This window comes from Rothia nasimurium (assembly GCF_004569295.1).
Classification (GTDB): Bacteria; Actinomycetota; Actinomycetes; order Actinomycetales; family Micrococcaceae; genus Rothia; species Rothia nasimurium_B.
Map to the genome: position 1 here is coordinate 51,674 of NZ_SPQC01000007.1, position 21,888 is coordinate 73,561.

The 21,888-nt window shown below is 60.7% G+C and carries 20 protein-coding genes and 1 tRNA gene; 18 read left to right on the forward strand and 3 right to left on the reverse strand.

The window, feature by feature from the left end:
* Positions 1 to 49 precede the first annotated feature (49 nt).
* Positions 50 to 772, reverse strand: a complete 723-nt coding sequence (deoD, locus tag E4U03_RS03050; RefSeq protein WP_135011521.1) for a purine-nucleoside phosphorylase — start codon at positions 770 to 772, stop codon at positions 50 to 52.
* Positions 773 to 1,063: 291 nt separating this feature from the next.
* Between deoD and E4U03_RS12735 the strand changes: the two genes are divergently transcribed.
* Positions 1,064 to 1,201, forward strand: coding sequence for a hypothetical protein (locus E4U03_RS12735; protein WP_167752247.1), 138 nt, complete (start codon positions 1,064 to 1,066; stop codon positions 1,199 to 1,201).
* Positions 1,179 to 1,481 (forward strand): hypothetical protein, encoded by a 303-nt coding sequence (locus tag E4U03_RS13315; RefSeq protein ID WP_416220606.1) that lies wholly within the window; start codon positions 1,179 to 1,181, stop codon positions 1,479 to 1,481. The genes E4U03_RS12735 and E4U03_RS13315 overlap by 23 nt, the downstream gene beginning before the upstream one ends.
* A gap of 154 nt (positions 1,482 to 1,635) precedes the next feature.
* Here the strand turns inward: E4U03_RS13315 and E4U03_RS03060 are convergent.
* Positions 1,636 to 1,708 (reverse strand) — tRNA-Arg (locus E4U03_RS03060).
* A 122-nt stretch (positions 1,709 to 1,830) separates the two neighbouring features.
* Between E4U03_RS03060 and E4U03_RS03065 the strand changes: the two genes are divergently transcribed.
* The 9 genes from E4U03_RS03065 (at position 1,831) to E4U03_RS03105 (ending at position 13,855) form a co-directional block, all read left to right on the forward strand.
* A complete protein-coding gene (locus E4U03_RS03065; RefSeq protein ID WP_135011522.1) occupies positions 1,831 to 2,745 on the forward strand; it encodes an alpha/beta hydrolase in 915 nt (304 codons plus the stop codon).
* A 10-nt stretch (positions 2,746 to 2,755) separates the two neighbouring features.
* Positions 2,756 to 4,417: an arginine--tRNA ligase gene (argS, locus tag E4U03_RS03070; RefSeq protein WP_135011523.1), complete on the forward strand. Its 1,662-nt coding sequence runs from the start codon at positions 2,756 to 2,758 to the stop codon at positions 4,415 to 4,417.
* Positions 4,418 to 5,902, forward strand: coding sequence for a diaminopimelate decarboxylase (gene lysA / locus E4U03_RS03075; RefSeq protein ID WP_135011524.1), 1,485 nt, complete (start codon positions 4,418 to 4,420; stop codon positions 5,900 to 5,902).
* A 132-nt stretch (positions 5,903 to 6,034) separates the two neighbouring features.
* Positions 6,035 to 7,372, forward strand: coding sequence for a homoserine dehydrogenase (locus E4U03_RS03080; protein ID WP_135011525.1), 1,338 nt, complete (start codon positions 6,035 to 6,037; stop codon positions 7,370 to 7,372).
* Between the two features lie 12 nt (positions 7,373 to 7,384).
* A complete protein-coding gene (thrB, locus tag E4U03_RS03085; protein ID WP_228065745.1) occupies positions 7,385 to 8,401 on the forward strand; it encodes a homoserine kinase in 1,017 nt (338 codons plus the stop codon).
* 319 nt (positions 8,402 to 8,720) lie between these two features.
* On the forward strand, positions 8,721 to 10,745 hold the full coding sequence (rho, locus tag E4U03_RS03090; protein ID WP_135011526.1) for a transcription termination factor Rho: 2,025 nt from the start codon (positions 8,721 to 8,723) through the stop codon (positions 10,743 to 10,745).
* A 15-nt stretch (positions 10,746 to 10,760) separates the two neighbouring features.
* Entirely contained in the window at positions 10,761 to 11,843 is a 1,083-nt protein-coding gene (gene prfA / locus E4U03_RS03095) for a peptide chain release factor 1 (RefSeq protein WP_135011527.1), read from the forward strand.
* A gap of 2 nt (positions 11,844 to 11,845) precedes the next feature.
* Entirely contained in the window at positions 11,846 to 12,769 is a 924-nt protein-coding gene (locus tag E4U03_RS03100; RefSeq protein ID WP_245207654.1) for a N5-glutamine methyltransferase family protein, read from the forward strand.
* Between the two features lie 21 nt (positions 12,770 to 12,790).
* Complete coding sequence (locus E4U03_RS03105; protein ID WP_245207655.1) at positions 12,791 to 13,855, forward strand: L-threonylcarbamoyladenylate synthase; 1,065 nt, start codon at positions 12,791 to 12,793, stop codon at positions 13,853 to 13,855.
* On the opposite strand, the gene E4U03_RS03110 is transcribed toward E4U03_RS03105, so the two are convergent.
* Positions 13,852 to 14,925, reverse strand: coding sequence for an NAD-dependent epimerase/dehydratase family protein (locus E4U03_RS03110; protein ID WP_135011529.1), 1,074 nt, complete (start codon positions 14,923 to 14,925; stop codon positions 13,852 to 13,854). The genes E4U03_RS03105 and E4U03_RS03110 overlap by 4 nt on opposite strands.
* 252 nt (positions 14,926 to 15,177) lie before the next feature.
* Here E4U03_RS03110 and E4U03_RS03115 point away from each other — a divergent pair, with 252 nt between their 5' ends.
* The 7 genes from E4U03_RS03115 (at position 15,178) to atpE (ending at position 21,851) form a co-directional block, all read left to right on the forward strand.
* Positions 15,178 to 17,028, forward strand: coding sequence for a glycosyltransferase (locus E4U03_RS03115; RefSeq protein ID WP_135011530.1), 1,851 nt, complete (start codon positions 15,178 to 15,180; stop codon positions 17,026 to 17,028).
* Positions 17,021 to 18,883, forward strand: coding sequence for a polysaccharide biosynthesis protein (locus E4U03_RS03120; RefSeq protein WP_135011531.1), 1,863 nt, complete (start codon positions 17,021 to 17,023; stop codon positions 18,881 to 18,883). Before E4U03_RS03115 ends, E4U03_RS03120 begins: the two co-directional genes overlap by 8 nt.
* On the forward strand, positions 18,883 to 19,911 hold the full coding sequence (locus E4U03_RS03125) for an MraY family glycosyltransferase (protein ID WP_135011532.1): 1,029 nt from the start codon (positions 18,883 to 18,885) through the stop codon (positions 19,909 to 19,911). Before E4U03_RS03120 ends, E4U03_RS03125 begins: the two co-directional genes overlap by 1 nt.
* Positions 19,901 to 20,323, forward strand: a complete 423-nt coding sequence (locus E4U03_RS03130) for a hypothetical protein (RefSeq protein ID WP_135011533.1) — start codon at positions 19,901 to 19,903, stop codon at positions 20,321 to 20,323. Before E4U03_RS03125 ends, E4U03_RS03130 begins: the two co-directional genes overlap by 11 nt.
* A gap of 24 nt (positions 20,324 to 20,347) precedes the next feature.
* On the forward strand, positions 20,348 to 20,602 hold the full coding sequence (locus E4U03_RS03135) for a hypothetical protein (RefSeq protein WP_135011534.1): 255 nt from the start codon (positions 20,348 to 20,350) through the stop codon (positions 20,600 to 20,602).
* Between the two features lie 99 nt (positions 20,603 to 20,701).
* Positions 20,702 to 21,505: a F0F1 ATP synthase subunit A gene (gene atpB, locus E4U03_RS03140; protein WP_135011535.1), complete on the forward strand. Its 804-nt coding sequence runs from the start codon at positions 20,702 to 20,704 to the stop codon at positions 21,503 to 21,505.
* Positions 21,506 to 21,641: 136 nt separating this feature from the next.
* On the forward strand, positions 21,642 to 21,851 hold the full coding sequence (gene atpE, locus E4U03_RS03145; RefSeq protein WP_135011536.1) for an ATP synthase F0 subunit C: 210 nt from the start codon (positions 21,642 to 21,644) through the stop codon (positions 21,849 to 21,851).
* Positions 21,852 to 21,888 lie beyond the last annotated feature (37 nt).

A 21,888-nucleotide genomic window follows, 5' to 3' on the forward strand; every position in this document is an offset into this window, starting at 1 on the left:
CTCCTGCCCTGGGGTGGGGGAGCGGGGCGCGGGCGTCCTGACAGAAAATTTAGAGGCTGGCAGCAACGGGGAGTACGAGCTCCATCATGTCGGTGAAAGCGGTCTGACGCTGCTCGGCGGTGGTCTCAACACCCTTGAAAAGGTGGTCTGAGACAGTGAAAACAGAGAGGGCCTGCACACCGGCGGCGGCAGCCACAGCGTAGATACCGGCGGTTTCCATCTCAACAGCCAGCACACCCATCTCAGCCCACTTAGAGGCGTCGGAGAAGTCAGAGCGGTAGAAAACGTCAGAAGACAGCACATTACCCACGTTGAGGGTCTTGCCCTGAGCCTCGGCCTCCTTAGCCACAGCCGACAGCAGGGGCCAGGACGCGGTGGGGGCAAAGGTACCGGGGAGCTTGTAGTGGTGCATGAAGTTAGAATCGGTCGAAGCGGCTGAGGCCACGACCAGGTCGAAAAGGTCAAGGCCCTCAGCTATGCCACCGCAGGTGCCGATGCGGATCAGGTTCTTCACTCCAAAGGTGTGAATCAGCTCGTGGGCGTAGAGGCTGGCCGAAGGGATACCCATGCCGGTGCCCATGACCGAAATGCGCTGGCCCTTGTAGTCGCCGGTGAAGCCGAACATGTTGCGCACGGTGTTGAACTGTACGACGTTCTCAAGGTAGGTATCGGCAAGGAACTTGGCGCGCAGCGGGTCGCCGGGCAGCAGGATGGTTTCGGCAATTTCAGCGCCGTTCGGAGCAATGTGCGGGGTGTTGACGGCTTCTGCCATGTCACTCTCATTTCTGGTGCGAAAGGGTGGGGTTTTCGCCCCTAGTCTACCCGGCTTCATATAAGCAACCCTACTTAGTAATTTGGTAGGCTGGGAGGGAACACCGAAAGGAGTATTCAATGACGAAAGCACTCTATCTCACCCTGGTCGCGGCTTTTGGTGCCTCAATCAGCGGTGTCATCGGCCTGCTCCTGACCTAAACTAGGCACATGGAGCTACGCTACTGGGCACTCACCGACGCCCCTTACCTTTACTCGATTCACCGCACATCCATCTGGCCTCGAGCGGCAGATGTCAGCCCTCGCCAGCGAAAGCGATACCGGAGCCTGGGGCAGGGCCTGGGCCTACTACTGGCTAGCCGACCCCTACCGCGGGCAGGGCTACAACAAAAGCAGCCCTCACGGCGGTGTGCGACTGGGCCCTGGGTGAGACCAACCCCGCACCTACCCTACCTGCCCTCGATACCGGCCTACTGGCGTCCTTACCCTCGCCCCGGCTCCGCCGCCTGGAGCTGGGCTACCGCGCCAATAACCCCGCTAGCGGAGCCGTCGCCGTCGCGGCCGGGTTCCAGATTGAAGGGATTGAGCGGGAGAAATTCCTCTACGCCGGGCAGACCTACGACGCGGTGATAGCCGCTAGGCTCCGCAAGGACGGACGCACCCCGACCACTGCGCCCTTTACCTTGAAAACAAGCAGGGGTTTGAAGTAGAACTCGTCGCCCCAAACTAACCCGCACTTAGTCTGAAAACCCCGCAACTAGTTGCGGGTGAAACAGAATAAATGCGGGGAAGAAGGCGGACATCGGGCATAAAAAGAGAAGGTAGGCCAGCGCTTCGCGCATTCTGGCCTGCCTTCTCTTTTTGTGCCCTCGAAAGGATTCGAACCTTCGACACCCAGCTCCGGAAACTGGTGCTCTATCCACTGAGCTACGAGGGCAAACACTGAACCTTCACTATAGATAGTGAAACTCAGACCTGATTACTCTATCAGAAACCCCGCCCCACAATACAAACCGATTACAGTAGGAACAAAGACCAGCGCACCGAAGGGCTGAATCAATGACCACACTCACCGGCAACTACGCGGGAACCAACCACACCTCCCACACCTTTGACTTCTACCCGTCCAGCGCACCCACCGGTGAACACCACCCCGTGCCCCTGCTCATCTACGTCCACGGCGGAGCCTGGCGATTCGGCGACAAATCCTCCTTCTTGCTAGCCGACAATGGTCTACACCGCGTCCGCGAACGCTTCGCCCACGCCGGCTACGCCACAGCCTCCATTAACTACCGGCTCAGCCACGAGGCCCTCTTCCCCGCCCAAATCAACGACCTCAAAACAGCCATCCGCTACTTCAAAACCAGGGCCGAAGATTTCGGAATCGACCCCAACCGTATCGTTCTCGCAGGCGGATCAGCGGGTGGGCACCTGGTCCAGCTGGCCGCCGCCACCGGCCACCTGAACGAGCCCTACCTCGAAGGACTCTCAGCCAGCGCGCTCGCTGCTCGCACCATCGCCGGTGAGCCGGACTCGTCCGTCCGCTGTGCCGTCTCAATCTACGGGGTCAGCGACCTGCGCACTATCTTCGACGACCGCGTGGCCTGGGGCTTCCCCTCCGACCACCCCGAGGACGACGGCGCCGAATGGCGGCTACTCGGCTCCACCTACCCCGCCCCGGCAGGTAGCCCAGCAGAGGTTAACTGGGCCAAAGCCCACCCCATCGATTACGCACAAGAGGCCCAGAGAACCGGCGAACGTACCCACGCACCGGTGTACTACATCCACGGCACCGCAGACACCTGTGTGCCGCCTAACCAGTCCGTCGAGGCCCACCGTGCCCTCTCAGCCGCCGGAATCGCCACCGAACTCACCCTGATTGGTGGAGCAGACCACTCCGACCCGGCAATCTACGCCAGCGAGAGCACCTGGGAACATATCATTCGCTGGGTAGGTCTACAGCTCACCCTGTAGACTTGACCCTATGACTCCCGAAGAACTCTCAAGTGCAATTGACGGCGCGCTGACCGCAGCGTTCGAAGCCGGCGAACTGACCCTGACCGACGGCGAAACCGCCCCCGCTGTGCGCGTAGAGCGCCCCAAGAACCGCGACCACGGCGACTGGGCCACGAACATCGCCCTACAGATTTCTAAGAAGGTGGGGAAGAATCCCTGCGAGGTAGCCCAGATCCTGGCTGCCCGAATCACCGAGATTGCCGGTGTGGCAAGCGTAGATATCGCCGGCCCTGGCTTCCTCAACATCACCCTGGACGCCGCCGCGGCGGGTGAGCTGGCTAAGACCATCGTTGAGCAGGGCTCAGCTTTTGGTACCAACGAAAACCTGGCTGGCCAGACCATCAACCTGGAGTTCGTCTCCGCTAACCCCACCGGCCCCATCCACCTGGGCGGTACCCGTTGGGCCGCTATGGGCGATTCCCTGGCCCGTATCTTCATCTCCCAGGGGGCCAAGGTCGTGCGTGAATACTACTTCAACGACCACGGTAACCAGATTGACCGCTTTGCTCGGTCCCTGCTGGCCCGTGCCAAGGGTGAAGAGGCTCCCGAGGACGGCTACGGTGGCGAGTACATCACCGATATCGCTAACCGGGTGCTTGAGGTCCGCCCCGACGCCCTTGAGGCCGAAGACCCCCAGGAAGTTTTCCGGGCTACCGGTGTTGAATTCATGTTCGAGGACATCAAGGCTTCCCTGCACGCCTTCCACGTCGATTTTGACGTCTACTTTCACGAGAACTCCCTGTTTGAAAACGGCAAGGTAGACGAGCTGCTTGAGAAGCTCAAGGAGTCCGAGAACCTCTACTTCAAGGACGGCGCCTGGTGGCTCAAGTCCACCGACTTCGGCGACGACAAGGACCGCGTGGTCATCAAGTCTGACGGCAATGCCGCCTACATCGCCGGTGACATCGCCTACTTCCAGGACAAGACCAAGCGCGAAGAGAACCCCGCTGACCTGGCAATCTACATGCTGGGTGCTGACCACCACGGCTATGTAGCCCGCCTCAAGGCCGCTGCCGCTGCCCTGGGCGATGACCCCAACATGGTTGAGGTCATGATTGGCCAGATGGTTAACCTGGTCAAGGACGGCAAGCCCGTGCGTATGTCCAAGCGCGCCGGTACCGTCGTGACCCTGGAAGACCTAGTTGAAATCGTGGGTGTGGATGCAGCCCGTTACTCCCTGACCCGCTACTCGGTTGACTCCAACATCGATATCGACCTGGACCTGCTGACCAAGCAGTCCAACGAGAACCCGGTCTTCTACGTGCAGTATGCCCACGCCCGCACCTGCGCTCTTGCCCGCAACGCTGAGGTAGCCGGCGTCACCACCGACTCCGTCGATACCGCCCTGCTGAACTCAGAGGCAGACTCAGCCCTGCTGGCTGCCCTGGGCCAGTTCGCCGGTGCTGTCAAAGAAGCCGCTGACTTCCGTGAGCCCCACCGTGTAGCCCGTTACCTGGAAACCCTGGCCGGCGCCTACCATCGCTGGTACGGTGTCTCCCACGTTGCCCCCAAGGGCGATGAAGAAGTCACCGACCTGCACCGCACCCGCCTACTGCTGAATAACGCAACCCGCCAGGTACTGGCCAACGGCCTGGGCCTGCTGGGCGTGAGCGCACCGGAGAAGATGTAAATGGGCGCAGAAGCCGCACTGTTCAAGCCCGACTGGCTGAGCTACCCGTCTGCCCCGGCCGACCTCGACCCCGTGATTTGGATGCCCTCCTTCACCCGCTCCGAGAGCGGCGAACTTGAGGTGGACGGCACCCCCGTCAGCCACCTGGTCGCCGATTTCGGCACCCCCGAGTACGTCTTTTCTGAGACCACCTTCCGCGCCCGCGCCGCTGAATTCCGTTCCGCCTTCGAGACGGCTTTTGAGAAGCACGGGGCTGAGGTCTCGGTCTACTACGCCGGTAAGTCCTTCCTGGCGACCGCTGTGGCCAAGTGGGCTGAGGAAGCAGGCCTGTGCCTCGATACCGCAAGCGGTGGTGAGCTAGCTATCGCCATGCGGGCCGGGGTGCCCGGTGCGAAAATCGCCCTGCACGGTAACAACAAGTCGGCGGGCGAGATTGCCCGCGCCCTGCGCTACGGGGTAGGACGCCTGGTGGCCGACTCGGTGCCCGAGGTGCAGCTGATTGCGCAGGTAGCAGCCGAGCTGGGCGTCACCGCCCCGGTCATGCTCCGCGTGACCCCGGGCGTCCACGCCTCGACCCACGACTTCATTGCTACCGCCCACGAGGATCAGAAGTTTGGTCAGTCTCTGGTAGCCGGTACCGCGCCGCTGGCAGGTCTGTCGCTTGAAGAGCTGACCGAGCTGGGAATCACCGCAGATGATGCCTACGCCACCGTGGCTGCCGCTCTGGCCCTGGCCAGCGAGCACATTGACCTGCGAGGTTTGCACTGCCACATCGGCTCCCAGATTTTTGAGGCCGAGGGATTCGGCAAGGCCGCTGAAAAGGTGCTGACCTACATGCAGCAGCTCAATGAGCGCTTTGGTGTGGTGCTACCCGAGATTGATCTGGGCGGCGGCTACGGTATTGGCTACACCGAGCAGGACACCCCGCGCGGTTCAGCCGATATCGCCACCGAGCTGGCTGACATGGTCTCTAAGACCTGCGCCAACGTGGGCATGGACATTCCTCAGCTCTCCTTTGAGCCGGGCCGCTCCATCTCGGGCCCTTCGGGTATCACCCTCTACACGGTCGGTACCATCAAGGACGTGGCGATTGAGGACGAGAACGGGGACACCCGCGTGCGCCGCTACGTCTCGGTCGACGGCGGTATGAGCGATAACCCCCGCCCGGTGCTCTACGAGTCTGACTACGCCGTAACCCTGGCTAACCGGGCTCTGGCAGGGGAGCAGATTCTCTCTCGCGTGGTGGGTAAGCACTGCGAATCTGGCGATATTGTGATTCGCTACTGCTACCTGCCGGCCGACCTGGCAGCGGGAGACATCCTGGCTGTTCCGGCCACCGGCGCCTATAACCACGTTATGGCATCGAACTACAACTACCTGACCCGCCCGCCGGTTATCGCTACGGCGGAGGGCAAGGAACCGCGCGCTATTATCCGCCGCGAAACTGAAGAGGATATGCTGGCCCGAGATCTGGGTCTAGTTTAGGGTTCTTCACCAGGACGCCGCCTGCCAGCCTCCCTGCCTGCGGGCAGGGAGCGGTGAGGCGGCGTCCTGCTATTAACCACTCCGTGAGAAAATAAAGTTCATACTCTGGGTTACGCTGTCTTACCCGCTAGCATGGTGAGCGTACCCCCTGAACCTATTTCCCATCTACGTCAGGAGACGCTCTTGGGCAACACCACCATCAAAGTAGCGCTACTGGGCGCTGGTAACGTCGGCTCACAGGTAGCCCGCATGCTCACCGAAGATGCCGAGTCCCTGCAAGACCGCATTGGTGCGCCGGTTGAGCTCATCGGTATTGCCGTGCGCGATACCTCAGCCAAGCGCCACTATGAGGCTGCACCCGAGCTCTACACCACCGATGCTGAGGCGCTGATTGACGCTGCCGATGTGGTCATTGAACTCACCGGCGGTATCGAGCCTGCCCGCACCCGCATCCTGCGTGCCCTGACCGCCGGCAAGTCGGTGGTATCGGGTAACAAGGCTCTGCTGGCTAAACACGGTGTAGAACTGGCTGCTGCCGCCGCTAAGAGCGGGGCCCAGCTCTCCTACGAGGCAGCGGTTGCTGGCGCTATCCCCATCCTGCGCCCTCTGCGCGACTCTCTGGCCGGTGACCAGATTACCCGCGTACTGGGTATCATGAACGGCACCACCAACTACATCCTGGACCAGATGGACACCACCGGCGCCCAGTTCACCGACGCCCTGGCCGAGGCCCAGCGCCTGGGCTACGCCGAAGCTGACCCCACCGCCGATATCGAGGGCCACGACGCCGCCTCTAAGGCCGCGATTGTTGCCTCCCTGGCCTTCCACTCTGACTTCACCATCGACGACGTTCACTGCGAGGGCATTACCTCCATCACCGCCGACGACGTGGCAGCAGCTGCTGCCGACGGCTACGTCATCAAGCTCCTTGCGGTCTGTGAAAAGGACGGCGAGGGCGTCAACATCCGCGTGAACCCCACCCTGGTACCCCGCACCCACCCGCTGGCGTCCGTCCACGGTGCTTTCAACGCTGTCTTCGTGCAGGCTGAAAACGCCGGTGAACTCATGTTCTACGGCCCCGGCGCAGGCGGAGCTCCTACCGCCTCTGCGGTACTGGGTGATTTCGTTTCCCTCTCCCGCCGCCTGGTGCTCGGTGGCCCCGGCATCCCGGAGTCCTCCTTTGCCCAGTTGACTGCCACTCCCATGAACGACGTTGTCTCCCGCTACTCTGTGGGTATCGTCGTGGAAGACAAGCTGGGTGTTCTGGCCAACATCGCCCGTATCTTTGCCGAGCACGGTGTCTCTATCGAGACCATGCGCCAGGCTAAGGGTACCGGCGACGGCACCAGCGCCTCCATCCGTATCGTCACCCACCGCGCCACCGACGCTAACCTGCGCAAGACCATGGCCGTGGTGGACGCCCTCGATACCGTCCGCGACATCACCTCCGTTATCCGCGTAGAAGGCTAAACACCGATTCTTATGTCACTTCCCATGATCGACGGCTCAGACGAGCCCTTCGTCCAGCCCGATGTAATCCCTCTTGGCGTGCGCGTGACCGTCAAGGTCCCGGCTTCTTCAGCCAATCTCGGTCCCGGCTATGACTCTCTCGGTCTGGCCCTGGCTCACTATGATGACCTGACGGTTACCCGCGTGCCCGGGGTGGGGGAGTTGACCTTTAATCTCACCGGTGAGGGGGCGGACGAGGTTCCGCAGGATGCCAGCCACCTGGTTATCAAGGCCATGGTGACTGCCTGGAAAGCCGTGGGGCTTTTTGAGCTACCCTCCCTGCACGTTCAGGCCCATAACCGCATCCCGCATTCCCGCGGTATGGGGTCCTCCGCTTCAGCCATCGTGGCCGGTGTGACCGCAGCGAACGGCCTGCTCCCCGCCGAACTACAGCTTGATGACGAGGCCGTACTACAGATTTGTTCGGGCATGGAGGGGCACCCCGATAACGTGGCCCCCTCCCTCTACGGCCACGTCGTCATCTCCTACGGGGACGACTCGGGCTGGCACTCCCTGCCCGTACCGGCCCACGAGAACGTACTGCCGGTCATCGCAATTCCTGACTACGAGGTGCCGACCAAGGTAGCCCGCGGCCTCATTCCTGAGACCGTTCCCCACCGGGAGGCTGCCGTCAACTCCGGCCGTGCAGCCCTGCTGACCCAGGCACTGGCGTCCTACCCCGACTACCTGTTGCCCGCAACCAGCGACCTGCTACACCAGTCCTACCGTGCCGTTGCTATGAAGCCCTCAGCGGCCCTGGTTAAGTACCTGCGCGGCAAGGGCTTTGCCGCAGTGATTTCGGGGGCCGGCCCCACCGTCATGGCCCTGGCCAACGGGGCGGACGAACGCGCCCGAGTTCGTGAAGCCATTGAGGCCTTCGTCACCGAAAGCGAGCCTAATCAGCACGAGAACCGGGCTGTAAGCTGGCGGGTGCTCGATATCGATATCGACACTAAAGGTGTTATGCTTACTTATGAGGAAACCGCCTAGCGCGCTCCAGCACTATTCGTGCCCGGGCTCGCCTGTGTTGGCCTCATCCCACGGTTTGGCAGGTCTGTAGAAGCCTCAGCAGGTTTAACCGTTCATTTACGTCTTTCACTGACTAGTGGGGGCGTTCCCTTGCCGGGTATCCCGTCAGCCACCGTTTGGTGCAGCCGGGCGCCCGAACCCGGGTCACCTGATACTCTCGCTTTTCCAGCGACAGCGTCACCTGACCCCTGAAACTATCACTCGCCCGCTCTGGGCATGGCGCATCTGTTGCGCCAGAACAACCCGCAAAATCAACGACATTTCGAGAGAAGGAATCTTCGTGGCAGAAAACACCGACCTGACCGCAGGTACGGAGGCCGCAGCAGCGGCTGAGCAGAAGTCCCCCAGCCTGAGCACCCTCAAACTTGCTCAGCTCCAGTCCCTGGCTTCCCAGCTAGGTATTACCGGCGCCCGCCGCATGCGTAAATCAGATCTGGTTGAGGCTATTTCAGCCCACCAGCGTGGCTCAGCTGTAGCCGACCGTCCTGCTGAAACCGCAGATCAGGCAGAGAAGCCTAAGCGCACTCGTACCCGCAAGACCGCAGCCGAGAAGGCCGCTGAAGCAGAGCAGCCCAAGGGGCAGGACGCTGCCGAAGCCGCTGATGCACCTGCTGAAGCTACTTCTGAGAAGCCCGCTACTAAGCGTCGCGGTAACCGCCGCGCCACCAGCTCAACCGTAGCCGCTGAGGCCCAGAAGGAGACCAAGCCCGATACCTCAGCCCTTGAGGCAGTTGAAGCTGCCCTTGACGGGCTGGAGTCCCAGAAGGCTGCCCGCAATGAGCAGAACGAGGGCGAAGAGGGCGCCAAGCGCACCCGTACCGACCGTCGCCGCAAGAACGAGGGCGAGAACGTCGATTCCGCCGAGCAGAACGACACCTCCGCTGAGAACGGCGAGAAGAACGAGCGTTTTGAGCGCAGGAACCGTCGTGACCGCAACGACCGCGACAACCGTCAGGACCGCGGCGACAAGCAGGATCGCGACAACCGCGACCGCGGTAGCAAGAACGACCGCGACAACCGCGCTGAGCGCAACGACCGCCAGAACAACAACGGCCCCGACGAAGACCGCCGTAACAACCGCAAGAACCGCCGCGACCGTCAGGCAGAGCGCCGCGAACGCCGTAACAACCGCCGCGACGACTACGAGCCCGAGATCAGCGAAGACGACGTACTGATTCCCGTTGCCGGTGTGCTCGACGTCCTCGATAACTACGCTTTCGTGCGTACCTCCGGCTACCTGCCCGGTACCAACGACGTTTACGTTTCCCTGGCCCAGGTCAAGCGTTACGGCCTGCGCAAGGGCGACGCAGTGGTCGGTACCATCCGCGCCCCCCGCGAAGGCGATAACAACAACCGCCAGAAGTTCAACGCCCTGGTGCAGCTGACCTCCATCAACGGCCTGACCCCCGAAGAGTCCAAGGGGCGCCGCGAGTTCAACAAGCTCACCCCGCTCTACCCCAAGGAGCGCCTGCGCCTGGAGACCGAGCCTAAGAAGCTCGGTACCCGCGTCATTGACCTGATTGCCCCCATCGGCAAAGGCCAGCGTGGCCTGATTGTGGCACCTCCCAAGGCCGGTAAGACCCTGATGCTGCAGTCCATCGCCAACGCGATTACCACCAACAACCCCGAGGTTCACCTCATGATGGTTCTGGTGGACGAACGCCCCGAAGAAGTTACCGACATGCAGCGCACCGTCAACGGTGAGGTGATCGCCTCCACCTTTGACCGCCCGGCAGATGACCACACCACCGTTGCTGAGCTCGCCATTGAGCGCGCCAAGCGTCTGGTGGAGCAGGGCCGCGACGTCGTCGTCCTGCTGGACTCTATGACCCGCCTGGGCCGTGCCTACAACCTGGCAGCCCCTGCCTCAGGTCGCATTCTCTCCGGTGGTGTAGACGCAGCTGCCCTCTACCCGCCCAAGAAGTTCTTCGGTGCTGCCCGCAACATCGAAGAAGGCGGCTCACTGACCATTCTGGCGACCGCCCTGGTTGAGACCGGCTCCAAGATGGACGAGGTTATCTTCGAAGAATTTAAGGGCACCGGCAACATGGAACTGCGCCTTTCCCGCCAGCTGGCAGACAAGCGTATCTTCCCCGCCATCGACCTCAACGCGTCCTCAACCCGCCGCGAAGAGGCCCTGCTCTCACCCGACGAGGTCAAGATTATGTGGCGCCTGCGCCGTGTGCTGGCAGGCATGGACCAGGAACAGTCCCTGTCTGTTCTGCTCTCCAAGCTGCGCGAGACCCAGTCCAACGTCGAATTCCTGCTCACCGTTGCTAAGAGCGGCCTGGGCCACGGCGAATAAGGAAAGGACATCACCGTGATTGAATCTATCCAGGGTCTGCTCGACGAGCATGCAGACCTCCAGAAGCAGCTGGCTGACCCCGCCGTCCACGCTGACCAGGGCAAGGCCCGTAAGCTGGGGCGCCGCTACTCAGAGCTCAACGGCATCGTTGAAGCCTACAACCGCGTGAACACCCTGCGCGACGATATCGAAGCTGCCCGCGAGATGGCCGCCGAAGACCCCGACTTTGCTGACGAGGTCAAGGAGCTTGAAGCCCAGCTGCCCGAGGCAGAAGAGAAGCTGCGCCGTCTGCTGATTCCCCGTGATCCGGACGACGGCCGCAACGTTATTCTCGAAGTCAAGGGTGGCGAAGGCGGCGACGAGGCTTCCCTCTTTGCTGCTGACCTGCTGCGCATGTACACCCGCTACGCCGAGTCTAAGGGCTGGAAGACCGAAATGATTTCCTCCCAGACCACCGACGTGGGCGGCTACAAGGACGCCCAGGTAGCTATCAAGGGCACCTCGAATGACCCTGCTGAGGGTGTCTGGGCCCACCTCAAGTACGAGGGTGGCGTGCACCGCGTGCAGCGTGTACCGGCGACCGAGTCCCAGGGCCGTATCCACACCTCAGCCGCCGGTGTGCTGGTCTTCCCCGAGGTCGATGAGCCCGAGGAAATCGAGATTAACCAGAACGACCTGAAGATTGACGTCTACCGGTCTTCTGGCCCCGGTGGCCAGTCGGTGAACACCACTGACTCCGCTGTGCGTATTACCCACCTGCCCACCGGCATCGTGGTTGCTATGCAGAACGAGAAGTCACAGATTCAGAACCGTGAAGCTGCTATGCGCGTGCTCCGTGCCCGTCTGCTTGCCTGGCAGCAGGAGCAGATTGACGCCGAGAACGCCGAGAAGCGCCACTCCCAGGTGCGCACCATGGACCGTTCAGAGCGCATCCGCACCTACAACTTCCCTGAAAACCGTATTGCCGACCACCGCACCGGCTACAAGGCCTACAACCTGGACGCCGTACTCAACGGCGATCTTGAGGCTGTTGTGCAGTCCGCTATCGAAATGGACGAGGCTGCCCGCCTTGAGAAGCTCGGTCAGGAAGACAAATAAGCGTGGCTGATTTTAGCCTGGAGCCCGGCGAAGAGCTTGATTCAGCCCTTCGCCGGGCTGCGCTCTATCTTGGCGCAGCCGGTATCGACTCGGCTGCGGTAGACGCGCAGCTTCTTGCCGCTTACCTGTTGGAGAAGGACGCCGGTGAGCCGGTATCGAGGGGTCGCGTTCAGTCCCTGGCCCTGCTAGGGAATCCGGTACCTGGGGGCTTTGCCCGTCTGGTGACCCTGCGCGGTGAGCGTCTGCCCCTCCAGCACCTGACCGGCCAGGCCCATTTCCGGGCTCTGACCCTGTCGGTGGGGCCGGGGGTTTTTGTACCCCGCCCCGAGACCGAGCTACTGGTGGAGCACGCCCTCACCGCCTACCGGGGCATGGCTGAGGCCCTGCCCGCTCAGCCCCTAGTGGTTGACCTGTGTACCGGGTCAGGTGCTATTGCAGCTGCCCTCGCTACCGAGCTGGCCACCGATGAACAGGTGCCGACCCCGCGCGTCCTTGCCGTCGAACTCTCGACCGAAGCTGCTGCCTGGGCCGAGCGTAACCTGGGCCCTGCCGGGGTGGAACTGGTAGCGGGTGATGCCCGTACGGCCCTACCCGGGTACGAGGGAGCCGTTACCCTGGTGGCCTCCAACCCGCCCTATATCCCTGCCGGGGCAATTCCTAAAGACCCAGAGGTCCGCGATCACGACCCGGCCCTGGCTCTCTACGGCGGGGGAGAGGACGGCATGGAGCTACCTGCCGCCATCGCAGCCCGGGCCTACTCTCTCTTAGCTCCCGGTGGCTATCTGATTATGGAGCACGCCGAGACCCAGTGGGAACTGATGCGTCAGGCTCTTGCCGCCGCCGGCTTTGAAGGTATCGAATCTATTGACGACTTCGCGGGTAAACCCCGTCACACCTCGGGCTATAAACCGTTACCAGGCACCTAAGAATGTGAAAGAATAATGAGCGTGAAAGCAACCATTGTTAGTGCAACCGACCCTGAGACCCTGGGCGACGCCATCGCGACCGCCAATTCAGCAATCGGCGCAGCCAAGACCATCGTGATTCCTACCGACACTGTGTACGGTATCGCCACTGACGCCTTCTCCATTGAGGGCGTTGGGAACCTGCTTGCCGCTAAGGGCCGTACCCGGCAGATGCCCCCGCCGGTACTCATTTACGACCAGTCTGTGCTGCCGGGGTTGGCTGATGAGATTTCTGAGGACGCCCGCGCCCTGGCTACCGAGTTCTGGCCCGGTGCTCTCACCCTGATTTTCTACTCCCAGCCCTCTCTGAACTGGGACCTGGGCGAGACCCAGGGCACCGTTGCCCTGCGCGTGCCTAACGACCCGGTTGCTATCGAGCTTCTGAAAAACCTGGGCCCTCTGGCTGTTTCTTCAGCCAACAAGACCGGGCGCTCGGCAGCCACAACCGCCCAGGAAGCCATTGCCCAGCTGGGCGATGACGTGGCCGTTATCTTTGACGGTGGGCCCCGCCCCGAGAACCGTCCTGAGGGCTTCGAAACCAAGGACGCCCTACCTTCGACCATCGTGGACTGCACCTCTGACCGCCTGGTTGTGGTGCGTGAGGGCGCAATTTCAGTAGAGCGCCTGCGCGAGGTCGTGCCCGGTGTGCTTACTCGCGCTGAGTTTGAGGCCCAGGAGAAGGCCCGCCGCGAAGCCGAGTCAGCTCTGGTAGCTAGCTCAGAGGTGATGGAAGATACAGAGTTTTCGCCCCGCCAGGTGGATGAGTTTGAGACAGAAGAGGTTGAGGCTACCCCCCGCCAGGCCGCCGTTCCTGTAGCTGGTTCACTCGCTGCGGGGCTGGTGGGCGGTACTAGCGGCACCGCAGCTGTTGACCAGCGCCGTACCGCCAGCGCTCATGCTCCCGAGACCCGCGTGGTACAAGACAACACCAAGCCCTACTCGGTGGCCGATGCCCGTTCCCTGGTTTTTGGAGCCCAGAAAGAAGCCCCCGCCGAGCCGCTGACCGAAGCGGATGGTGAGGGCAAAGAAGGCACTCCTACCGTCTAGTTTTCAAACTTGCGGTCTTGCCTGGTGCCCAGTGCGCTGTGGGCGGTGCGAAGCACCTCGCTCACCCGTGCTTGGGGCACCAGGCCATTTTTTTGAGCCCACGAATCGTCGATATCCTGACCGAACCACATCACCTCAACCCGGCGGACGGGCCCGGTTAGACGGTCACCCAGGAGCTCAGAGACCCTGTAGCCGGTGGCGACCAGGGCCCGGCAGAGGGGGGGCGGTAGGTGTAGGGGGCGGCGGCGTCCTGCGTCAATAAGGACGGACTCGGTGGTTGTGCCCTCCCAGGGCTGCATTACGATGCCGGGCAGGGGGCCTACGAAACTGGCTACCCGGTAGACGAATTCTGCCAGGGCGTAGTTAGAGGAGACCGGGGTACGACGCGGGGTGCGCCCTGCGACGGACGCCAGCGGTGAGGAGGCGATTTTTGCGAAAGCCTCGGTGGTTCGGCGGCCACGGCCCTGCACACTCGTGGCCCGGATAATGCAGATATCGACTGCATGATCCCCGGCTACAGCGACGGGGGAGCGGGAGGGAGCAGCCGGGAACTCTGACGCTTCAGAGCCGGGAGCCTGCCCCTGAGCAGCTGTTTCTTCGATAAAGACCCGCAGGGCTAGAAGCACCTCTTCACCCAGGGCCTTCGAGAAAGAGTAGGCAGAGAAAGGCTGTGGTTCTGCCTCTGCACTGAGAACAGGGACCGGCCCTAAGACAGCAGCAGAGCTCAGGTGGATTACCCTGCTGACCCCGGTGCGCTGGGCGGCAATTGCAATGACCGCAGGCAGCAGGGCATTAGCGCCTAGCAGAGGAGCTAGGTCTTCCTGGTCAGGGGCAGCCAGGCCCGAAGCATTGATGACAACTTCGCACCCGGCAAAAGATTCAGCGAGAGTGTCGATAATGCCGTCTAGCTGCCGGGCTTCGCGAATGAGCTGGTTGGCTTCGGCCGTGCGCGTGAGCAGACGGGGAGCCTCAACAGCATCGACTTGAACGCCTTCGGCAGCTAGCCGGGCTACAATCGATGAACCCACAAACCCGCTTGCCCCAATTACTTTCCATGTGGCCTGAGCCATGCCTTTACTCCGTCCGTGCAGTGGTTACCGGTGGGTCGTCTGTGCCCCTACCCCTAGGGTGACATAGGCCGAACCAAAAAACACGTAGGGCAGGCCACAAAAGGGCTAAGGTTTGGGCTTCTGGCTGACTGCGCTGGGATAATCCACAGGTGAGTTCGCTAAACTTAGATAGAGTTGTGTGTTTTGTGCCCTGAAATCGGGGTAAGCACGACTTTGCAGGTGGCCTCACCCCACGAAAGGACCTGTTTGCCCATGGTATCTGCCCCGACACCCCAGGTGCGCCTCCAGGAGCGCATTGTTGCTGTAGTGGTGACCTATAACCGCCGTGAGCTGCTTGAACAGACTCTAGCCGGGATAGAGGCGGGGGAACTGACCCCCGATACGGTCATCGTCGTCAATAATGCTTCTACCGACGGCACCGAAGAGTACCTGGGCAGCTATCGGAGTTCGCTGGCTACCGACATTGTGCACCTGCCGCAGAACGTGGGCGGCGCAGGCGGCTTCACTGTGGGCATCGACCGGGCCCTAAATCACCATGCGGCAGACCTGGTCTGGGTCATGGACGACGACACCGAACCTACCGAGAATACCCTGTCTGAGGCATACCGGGCCTGGGCTGACTATTCCCCGGCGCGGGCAGAGCGCCCGGCCGTCGTGGCCTCTAAGGTGGTGTGGACCAACGGCCAGGATCACCCTATGAACACCATGCGTACCATGTTCGCCGCGGGCCCCGACCGTACCGCGCGGGCAGCCGCTGTGGGCGCCCGCCCCATCCGCTCGGCGTCCTTTGTCTCAATCCTGATGGATGCTGCCGCCATGCGGTCCACCGACCTGCCCCTGGCAGACTTCTTTATCTGGAATGACGACTTCGAATACACCACCCGCCTGATTCACCACAGCAACGGTATTGCTACCGAGCGGTCGGTAGCCCGTCACCACACCAAGACCTTTGGTACCACAGACGCCAAACCTGGCCCTCGTTTCTACAACGATGTGCGCAATAAGCTCTGGGTTTTTTGTGCCCGTCGTACCCTGACCCCGCTGGAAAAGCTGCTCTACGGCGGTTCGACGGCCCGTCTGTGGGTTAGTACTCTGCTGCGCACGGATGAGAAGAAGACCTACACCGGCTACTTCCTCAAGGGGCTTCAGGACGCCGCCGCCGGCTATCGCTCGAACAATGAGGTACTGGACGGCGTCTACCAGCTTGAAACCCCCCAGCTGGCCCAGCGCGTCAAAGAAAACTACGGGAGCGACCCCAAGTTCTCTGTCTTGATGAGCGTTTATGCCGGGGATCAGCCCGAGCATCTGCGCCTGGCCCTAGCCTCGAATGCCGAGGGCCAAACCCTGCGCCCCAATCAGCTGGTGCTGGTGCAGGATGGCCCCGTGGGCGCTGAGCTTTCTCAGGTTATCGCTGATTTTGAAGAGCAGAGTTCCCTGCCTATGACCGTGGTGCGCCTTGCCAAGAACCACGGGCTAGCTGCCGCTCTGCACGAGGGGCTCACCTACTGCGACTACGATATTGTGGCCCGAGCAGACTCAGACGATGTTTCTGCTCCTGACCGTTTTGCCCAGCAGGTTCCTCTGCTTGCCGCGGGCCAGTACGACGTGCTGGGTAGCGCCATGTACGAATTTACGGACGACCCCGCCCGCCCCGAGGCCGAACGGAAGGCTGTGACCGGGGCGAGAGCTATCCGAGAGATGCTTCCGAAACGCAATCCCATGCTGCACCCTACGGTGGTCTTCCGCAAGAGCGCTGTAGAGGCCGTTGGCAGCTACGTTGAGGTTCCGGGAGCCGAAGACTATTGGCTCTGGGCCCGCATGAGTCGGGCCGGGTTCGTCTTGGGCAACTTGAGCCAGCCCCTGGTGAGCTACCGGGTCTCCACTGCCTACACACGACGCGGGGGCATTCAGGCCCTGCGGAAGGATCTTCAGGTCCAGCGCAGGCTCTATAGCGGGGGAGTGCTGGGCCCTGTCCGCTTCGCGCAGAACCTAGCCATACGCGGTGTCTACCGCCTAGCACCAGAAGAACTGCGCACCCGGGCCTTTAGGGCCATGACCGGCCGAACCCCGCAGGGGAAGAAAGAGAAGGGCAGCAATGTCTAAAGAATCGTCCCCGCAGACCACCTCTATTCCCATTCTGACATCGAGCACCGAGCGGAAGACCTGGTGGAAGTACGTGCAGATGGGGCTAGACTCCCTAGCCTGGCTACTAGCCCTTCCCGCTGCCTTTGTTCTGCGCTACGGCATGGACCTCAGCCAGATTGATGCAGGCGGGCTAACCGCGGTCGCCCTGGTGATGGTCGCCCTACAAATCGGTGGTGGTCTGATGATGGGTCTCTACCGCGGCGTCCACAGCTACGGCACCCTGCAAGAGGGAAGCAAGCTCTACCCCCTGATGTTTGCCAATATCTGCATTATGCAGATACTGCTTCTGGTGTCGTCCCGTGCCTTTGGCGTGCCCCGCTCTGTGGTGCTGATTGCTTTCCCCATCGCTGTTTTGCTGATGATGGGCTTCCGCTACAGCAAGCGAATCTATGAGGAAAAAACCAACCGCCCCAGCGGTAAAGATGTACAGCGGGTGATTGTTTACGGTGCAGGTTTTCTGGGGCGCAACCTGATTTCAACCCTGATGACCGACCCCAAGGCCAAGTACCTGCCGGTCGCGATTGTTGACGATGACCGGTCGGTGCGTAACGCCCGTATTCATTCGGTTAAGGTTGAGGGAACCAGCGCTGATCTGGCGGCCCTGGTAAAACACCACCAGGCTGAGAAGGTGCTTATTGCTATTGGCGAAGAGATTCCTGAACGACGCCTGGTCCGCATCGCCCAGAGCATGAAAGAACTGGGCGTAGAGACCATACGCATTAACTCTGCTGTTCCCGACATGGGGCAGGCCCATCGCCGCAGCGAAGAGAACAATGAGCGGGAGCTTCTTGAGAAGATTCGCGGCACAATTGACTACAAGATCAACCATGACCTGATTCGTAGCTACGTGCAGGGCCGACGGGTGCTTGTGACCGGTGCAGGCGGGTCAATCGGCTCTGAGCTCTGTCGCCAGATTAGTGCCTATCAGCCGGCTGAGCTCATGATGCTCGACCGAGATGAGTCCCTGCTCATGGATACCCGGTATTCCCTGACCGGCCTATCAAGCCTGGATGATCCCAGCGTGGTTTTGGCTGACGTACGGGATTTTGAGGCCCTAGAGGCGGTGTTTGCTGAACGTCAACCTGAGGTTGTATTTCATGCTGCCGCCCTTAAACATGTCTCTGCCCTTGAGGCTTACCCCAAGGAAGCCTACAAAACCAATATCCTGGGCACCGCAAACGTACTTAAGGCTTCAGCTCAGGTTGATGTTCAGGTTTTTGTGAATATCTCGACCGATAAGGCCGCTGACCCTACCACTGCCCTGGGGCAGTCCAAGCGCAGCGCAGAAATGCTGACGAGCTGGTATGGCGAGCAGACTGGCCGTACCTATGTCTCGGTGCGCTTTGGCAATGTTTTTGGCTCTCGCGGTTCTATTAAGCCCCTCTTTACCAAGCAGATTCTGGACGGCGGCCCCCTGACCGTGACCGACCGGAATGCCACCCGTTACTTCATGCTGATTCCGGACGCCTGCCTGCTGGTCATGCTGGCCGGGGCAATCGGTCGCAGCGGCGAGGTGATGGTGCTCGATATGGGCGAGCCGGTCAAGATTCTCAAGGTCGCTGAACATATGCGCAGCCTCTATGAACGCTTCGATGTAGCCATCGACATCATTGGCCTGCGCGCTGGCGAAAAGCGCGACGAGGTGCTTTTTGGCCAGGACGAGGTGCACCAGCGCAGCGAAGAGAACGAAAATATCATGAGGGCTCAAGCCCCCAGGCTTGACCCCGCTGACCTTGACTACGCCCGCTGGCTCGAAAACTACCGCAGCCACCGCGGGTACGACCGCACCGAGCATCGGGGGCAGGAGGCCTAATGACCACCTCAGAACTTCTGGCCCTGCTTCTGGTACCCACCACCGTCGCCTTGGTCGCCGGTCTGCTCTTACCCTTCGCCGTGCGTCCGCTCCTGCATCGCTGGAACCTGGTCGACATCCCCACCGCACGGTCCTCCCACAGCTCCCCGGTCTTCCGAGGCATGGGGCTGGCAACCGCACTCGCAGCGGTGCTGGCCTACCTGGTTGCCCTCATCGACGGACAGATTTTTACTGATCGGTCTATCGCCCTCTTCGTACTCTTTGGCATGGTGGCATCGGGTGCTCTGGGCTGGATGGAGGACTACCGAGGGGTCTCTATCAAGGTTCGCTTTGCTGCCCAGCTACTCATTGGAGTTATCGTCACTCTGGGAATGACCTTGATGTTGGGGACCTCCATCTTCTGGGTTCCCCTAGGCGTCTTTGCGATCGCCGCCTATATCAACGTGGTGAACTTTATGGACGGCATTAACGGCATCTCGGGTCTGCACGGCTTTGCCGTGGGCGGGGCTTATGCCTACGCGGGCTGGGTCAACCAAATGCCCTGGCTACTTGCCGGGGGAGCAGCCGTGGCAGCGGCCTACCTGGCCTTCCTGCCCTGGAACGTGCGCACCGGTAAGAATGTTTTCCTGGGGGACGCCGGTTCCTACTTCCTGGGGGGAGCTATCGCTTCTATGGCGGTGGGTGCTTTCCTTTCGGGGGTTTACGTGGAATATATTCTTGCCCCCCTGCTGGTCTACCTGGCAGATACCGGAACTACGCTATTGCGCCGAATCGTGCGGGGTGAGCAGTGGTACAAACCCCATCGCACCCACGCCTATCAGCGGTTGACGGACGTCGGTTTCAGCCACCTGGGCAGTGCAATCCTTGTGACGCTCACTACTTTAATGGTGACCGCTGTGACTGTTCTGGCTTTGCCCTTTGAAACTCAGAACGCTGTTTGGTCTGCCCTGTTAGTTGTGCTTATCTTGACCCTTTACGTCTTTTTGCCGACCTTGCTCGGGAAGGTGCGTCAGAAAAATGGGGACTAAGCCGCTGGGCATCAACGAGATGCCCTGGTTAAAAATCTTTCGGTTCGTCTCACTGGCTTTGGCTATCTTGGCCCTAGTCGGTACGATAGTTGGTGTACTTATCGCAGGTAAACCGGCTGCGGGTGGGTTCCTTACGGGTCTTGCCCTGGTTTATCTCAGTTTCGCGGTCGGAATCATGGTTGTGATACCGGCTGAGAAGAAGTCGATGAAAGCGGCGGCAACGGCTCTAGCGGCCATGTATCCGTTCAAGATTATGGTTTTCACCGGCCTCTTAGTGTTCGCCCCTATACCGCAGGATTTTCGTAACGGCTGGCTTCTCACCGGAGCCGTCCTGGCACTGGTGGCCCAGCTTGTCATTGAAACGAAAATTATCTCGAAACAGAGAATCCTCTATTTCGATTCGGTAGGATGAAACTAGGCAAAGGAGCATACACCCGTGGGTAACACCGACGATAAGTGGTACAAGCAAGAAAAGCAGTTACGCTCTGCTGGCGACCTGGTTGCCGGTGGCGGAACAGCCGGGGCCTTTATGACGCTTCTCTACGTCATGATAGGCATTGGTATCTGGAGTTTGGTAGGCTATGGTCTGGACCACTTGCTAGGTACAACCTGGATTGCTTGGGTAGGCGGATTCGTTGGCGCCTTTGGTGGTATCTACCTGGTATTTATCCACATGCAGCAGCGTAAATAAGACCAACTGGAACCGGTTGGCACACACATACTTTTGATTCTTTAAACCTCTGAGGTTGCTGGAGCCAGCGGCCAACACGAAGCAATGAAAGGACTTGCCTTGATTTCAAACGGGCTAGTTGTCGCAGCGGGAGAGCAGCAGGGCTACGTTCCGCCCACTATCGATGATATGCACCTGCCTGCCATCTTCATGATCGGTGATTTTGAGTTCAGCAAGCAGATGCTTCTGGTCATCCTGTCGGTGGTCATCGTTGCTGGTTTCTTCCTCTTCGCTGCCCGCAAGCGTGCCATGGTTCCCTCACGTACCCAGTTCGTGGGCGAAATGGGGTACGGCCTGGTCCGTAACAGCCTGGGCAAGGAACTGATTGGCGCCCACCACTACAAGCCTTTCGTTCCCCTGCTCTTCACCGCTTTCTTCTTCATTCTGGTGAACAACCTCTACGGTTCAATTCCCTTCGTCCAGCTGCCCACCATGTCTCATGTAGGTTCCGCCTACGCCCTGGCAGGTATCGCTTACCTGACCTGGGTTGGTGTTGGTATCAAGCGCAAGGGTCTGGGTAAGTTCTTCAAGGACATGACCATGCCCTCCGGCGTGCCCCCGCTGGTCTACGTCATCCTGATTCCCATCGAGTTCATGTCCAACATGCTCATCCGCCCCGCAACCCACGCTCTGCGTCTCTTCGCTACCATGTTCGGTGGCCACCTGGCGATTATGGTTGCAGCATCCCTTACCCAGTACCTGATTGTTGAAGCAGGTGGCATCGCCGCTATCGCCTCGGTTGGTTCAGGCGCCCTGGGTCTCTTCCTCTACTTCCTGGAACTCATGATTCAGGTCATCCAGGCCTACGTCTTCACCCTGCTTCTTGCGGTCTACCTGCAGGGCTCGGTCTCAGAAGGCCACTAAAAATATAGGTTTTCTCCGTCGGGCACACCGGCGGACGAGAAAAGCAACCCGCTTTAGCGGGGAGTGTCCACATCAAAACTCTGCCCCTTACACAACACACAAACCGCAAGGGGCACTGTGAAAGGAAACAAACATCATGGAACTCACCGGTTCACTTACCGCAGTTGGTTACGGTCTGTCAGCTATCGGCGGTGGCATCGGCGTAGGTCTGATCTTCGCAGCCTACATGACCTCTGTTGCCCGTCAGCCCGAGTCACAGCGCACCCTGCAGCCCATGCTCTTCCTGGGCTTCGCACTGGTTGAAGCACTGGCAGTTCTCGGCCTGGTTCTTGCGTTTATCAAGTAATTTTTGGCCCCGCCGAAAGATTGACCAAACTATAGAA

What these genes read in the sequence shown, in the direction of transcription:
- E4U03_RS03065 (WP_135011522.1), top strand. Translation starts at nt 1,831, where the DNA reads ATGACCACACTCACCGGCAACTACGCGGGAACCAACCACACCTCCCAC.
- lysA (WP_135011524.1), top strand. Translation starts at nt 4,418, where the DNA reads ATGGGCGCAGAAGCCGCACTGTTCAAGCCCGACTGGCTGAGCTACCCG.
- E4U03_RS03115 (WP_135011530.1), top strand. Translation starts at nt 15,178, where the DNA reads ATGGTATCTGCCCCGACACCCCAGGTGCGCCTCCAGGAGCGCATTGTT.
- deoD (WP_135011521.1), bottom strand. Translation starts at nt 772, where the DNA reads ATGGCAGAAGCCGTCAACACCCCGCACATTGCTCCGAACGGCGCTGAA.
- E4U03_RS03125 (WP_135011532.1), top strand. Translation starts at nt 18,883, where the DNA reads ATGACCACCTCAGAACTTCTGGCCCTGCTTCTGGTACCCACCACCGTC.
- E4U03_RS03080 (WP_135011525.1), top strand. Translation starts at nt 6,035, where the DNA reads ATGGTGAGCGTACCCCCTGAACCTATTTCCCATCTACGTCAGGAGACG.
- E4U03_RS03110 (WP_135011529.1), bottom strand. Translation starts at nt 14,925, where the DNA reads ATGGCTCAGGCCACATGGAAAGTAATTGGGGCAAGCGGGTTTGTGGGT.
- E4U03_RS03130 (WP_135011533.1), top strand. Translation starts at nt 19,901, where the DNA reads ATGGGGACTAAGCCGCTGGGCATCAACGAGATGCCCTGGTTAAAAATC.
- atpE (WP_135011536.1), top strand. Translation starts at nt 21,642, where the DNA reads ATGGAACTCACCGGTTCACTTACCGCAGTTGGTTACGGTCTGTCAGCT.
- E4U03_RS03120 (WP_135011531.1), top strand. Translation starts at nt 17,021, where the DNA reads ATGTCTAAAGAATCGTCCCCGCAGACCACCTCTATTCCCATTCTGACA.
- argS (WP_135011523.1), top strand. Translation starts at nt 2,756, where the DNA reads ATGACTCCCGAAGAACTCTCAAGTGCAATTGACGGCGCGCTGACCGCA.
- E4U03_RS12735 (WP_167752247.1), top strand. Translation starts at nt 1,064, where the DNA reads ATGTCAGCCCTCGCCAGCGAAAGCGATACCGGAGCCTGGGGCAGGGCC.
- thrB (WP_228065745.1), top strand. Translation starts at nt 7,385, where the DNA reads ATGTCACTTCCCATGATCGACGGCTCAGACGAGCCCTTCGTCCAGCCC.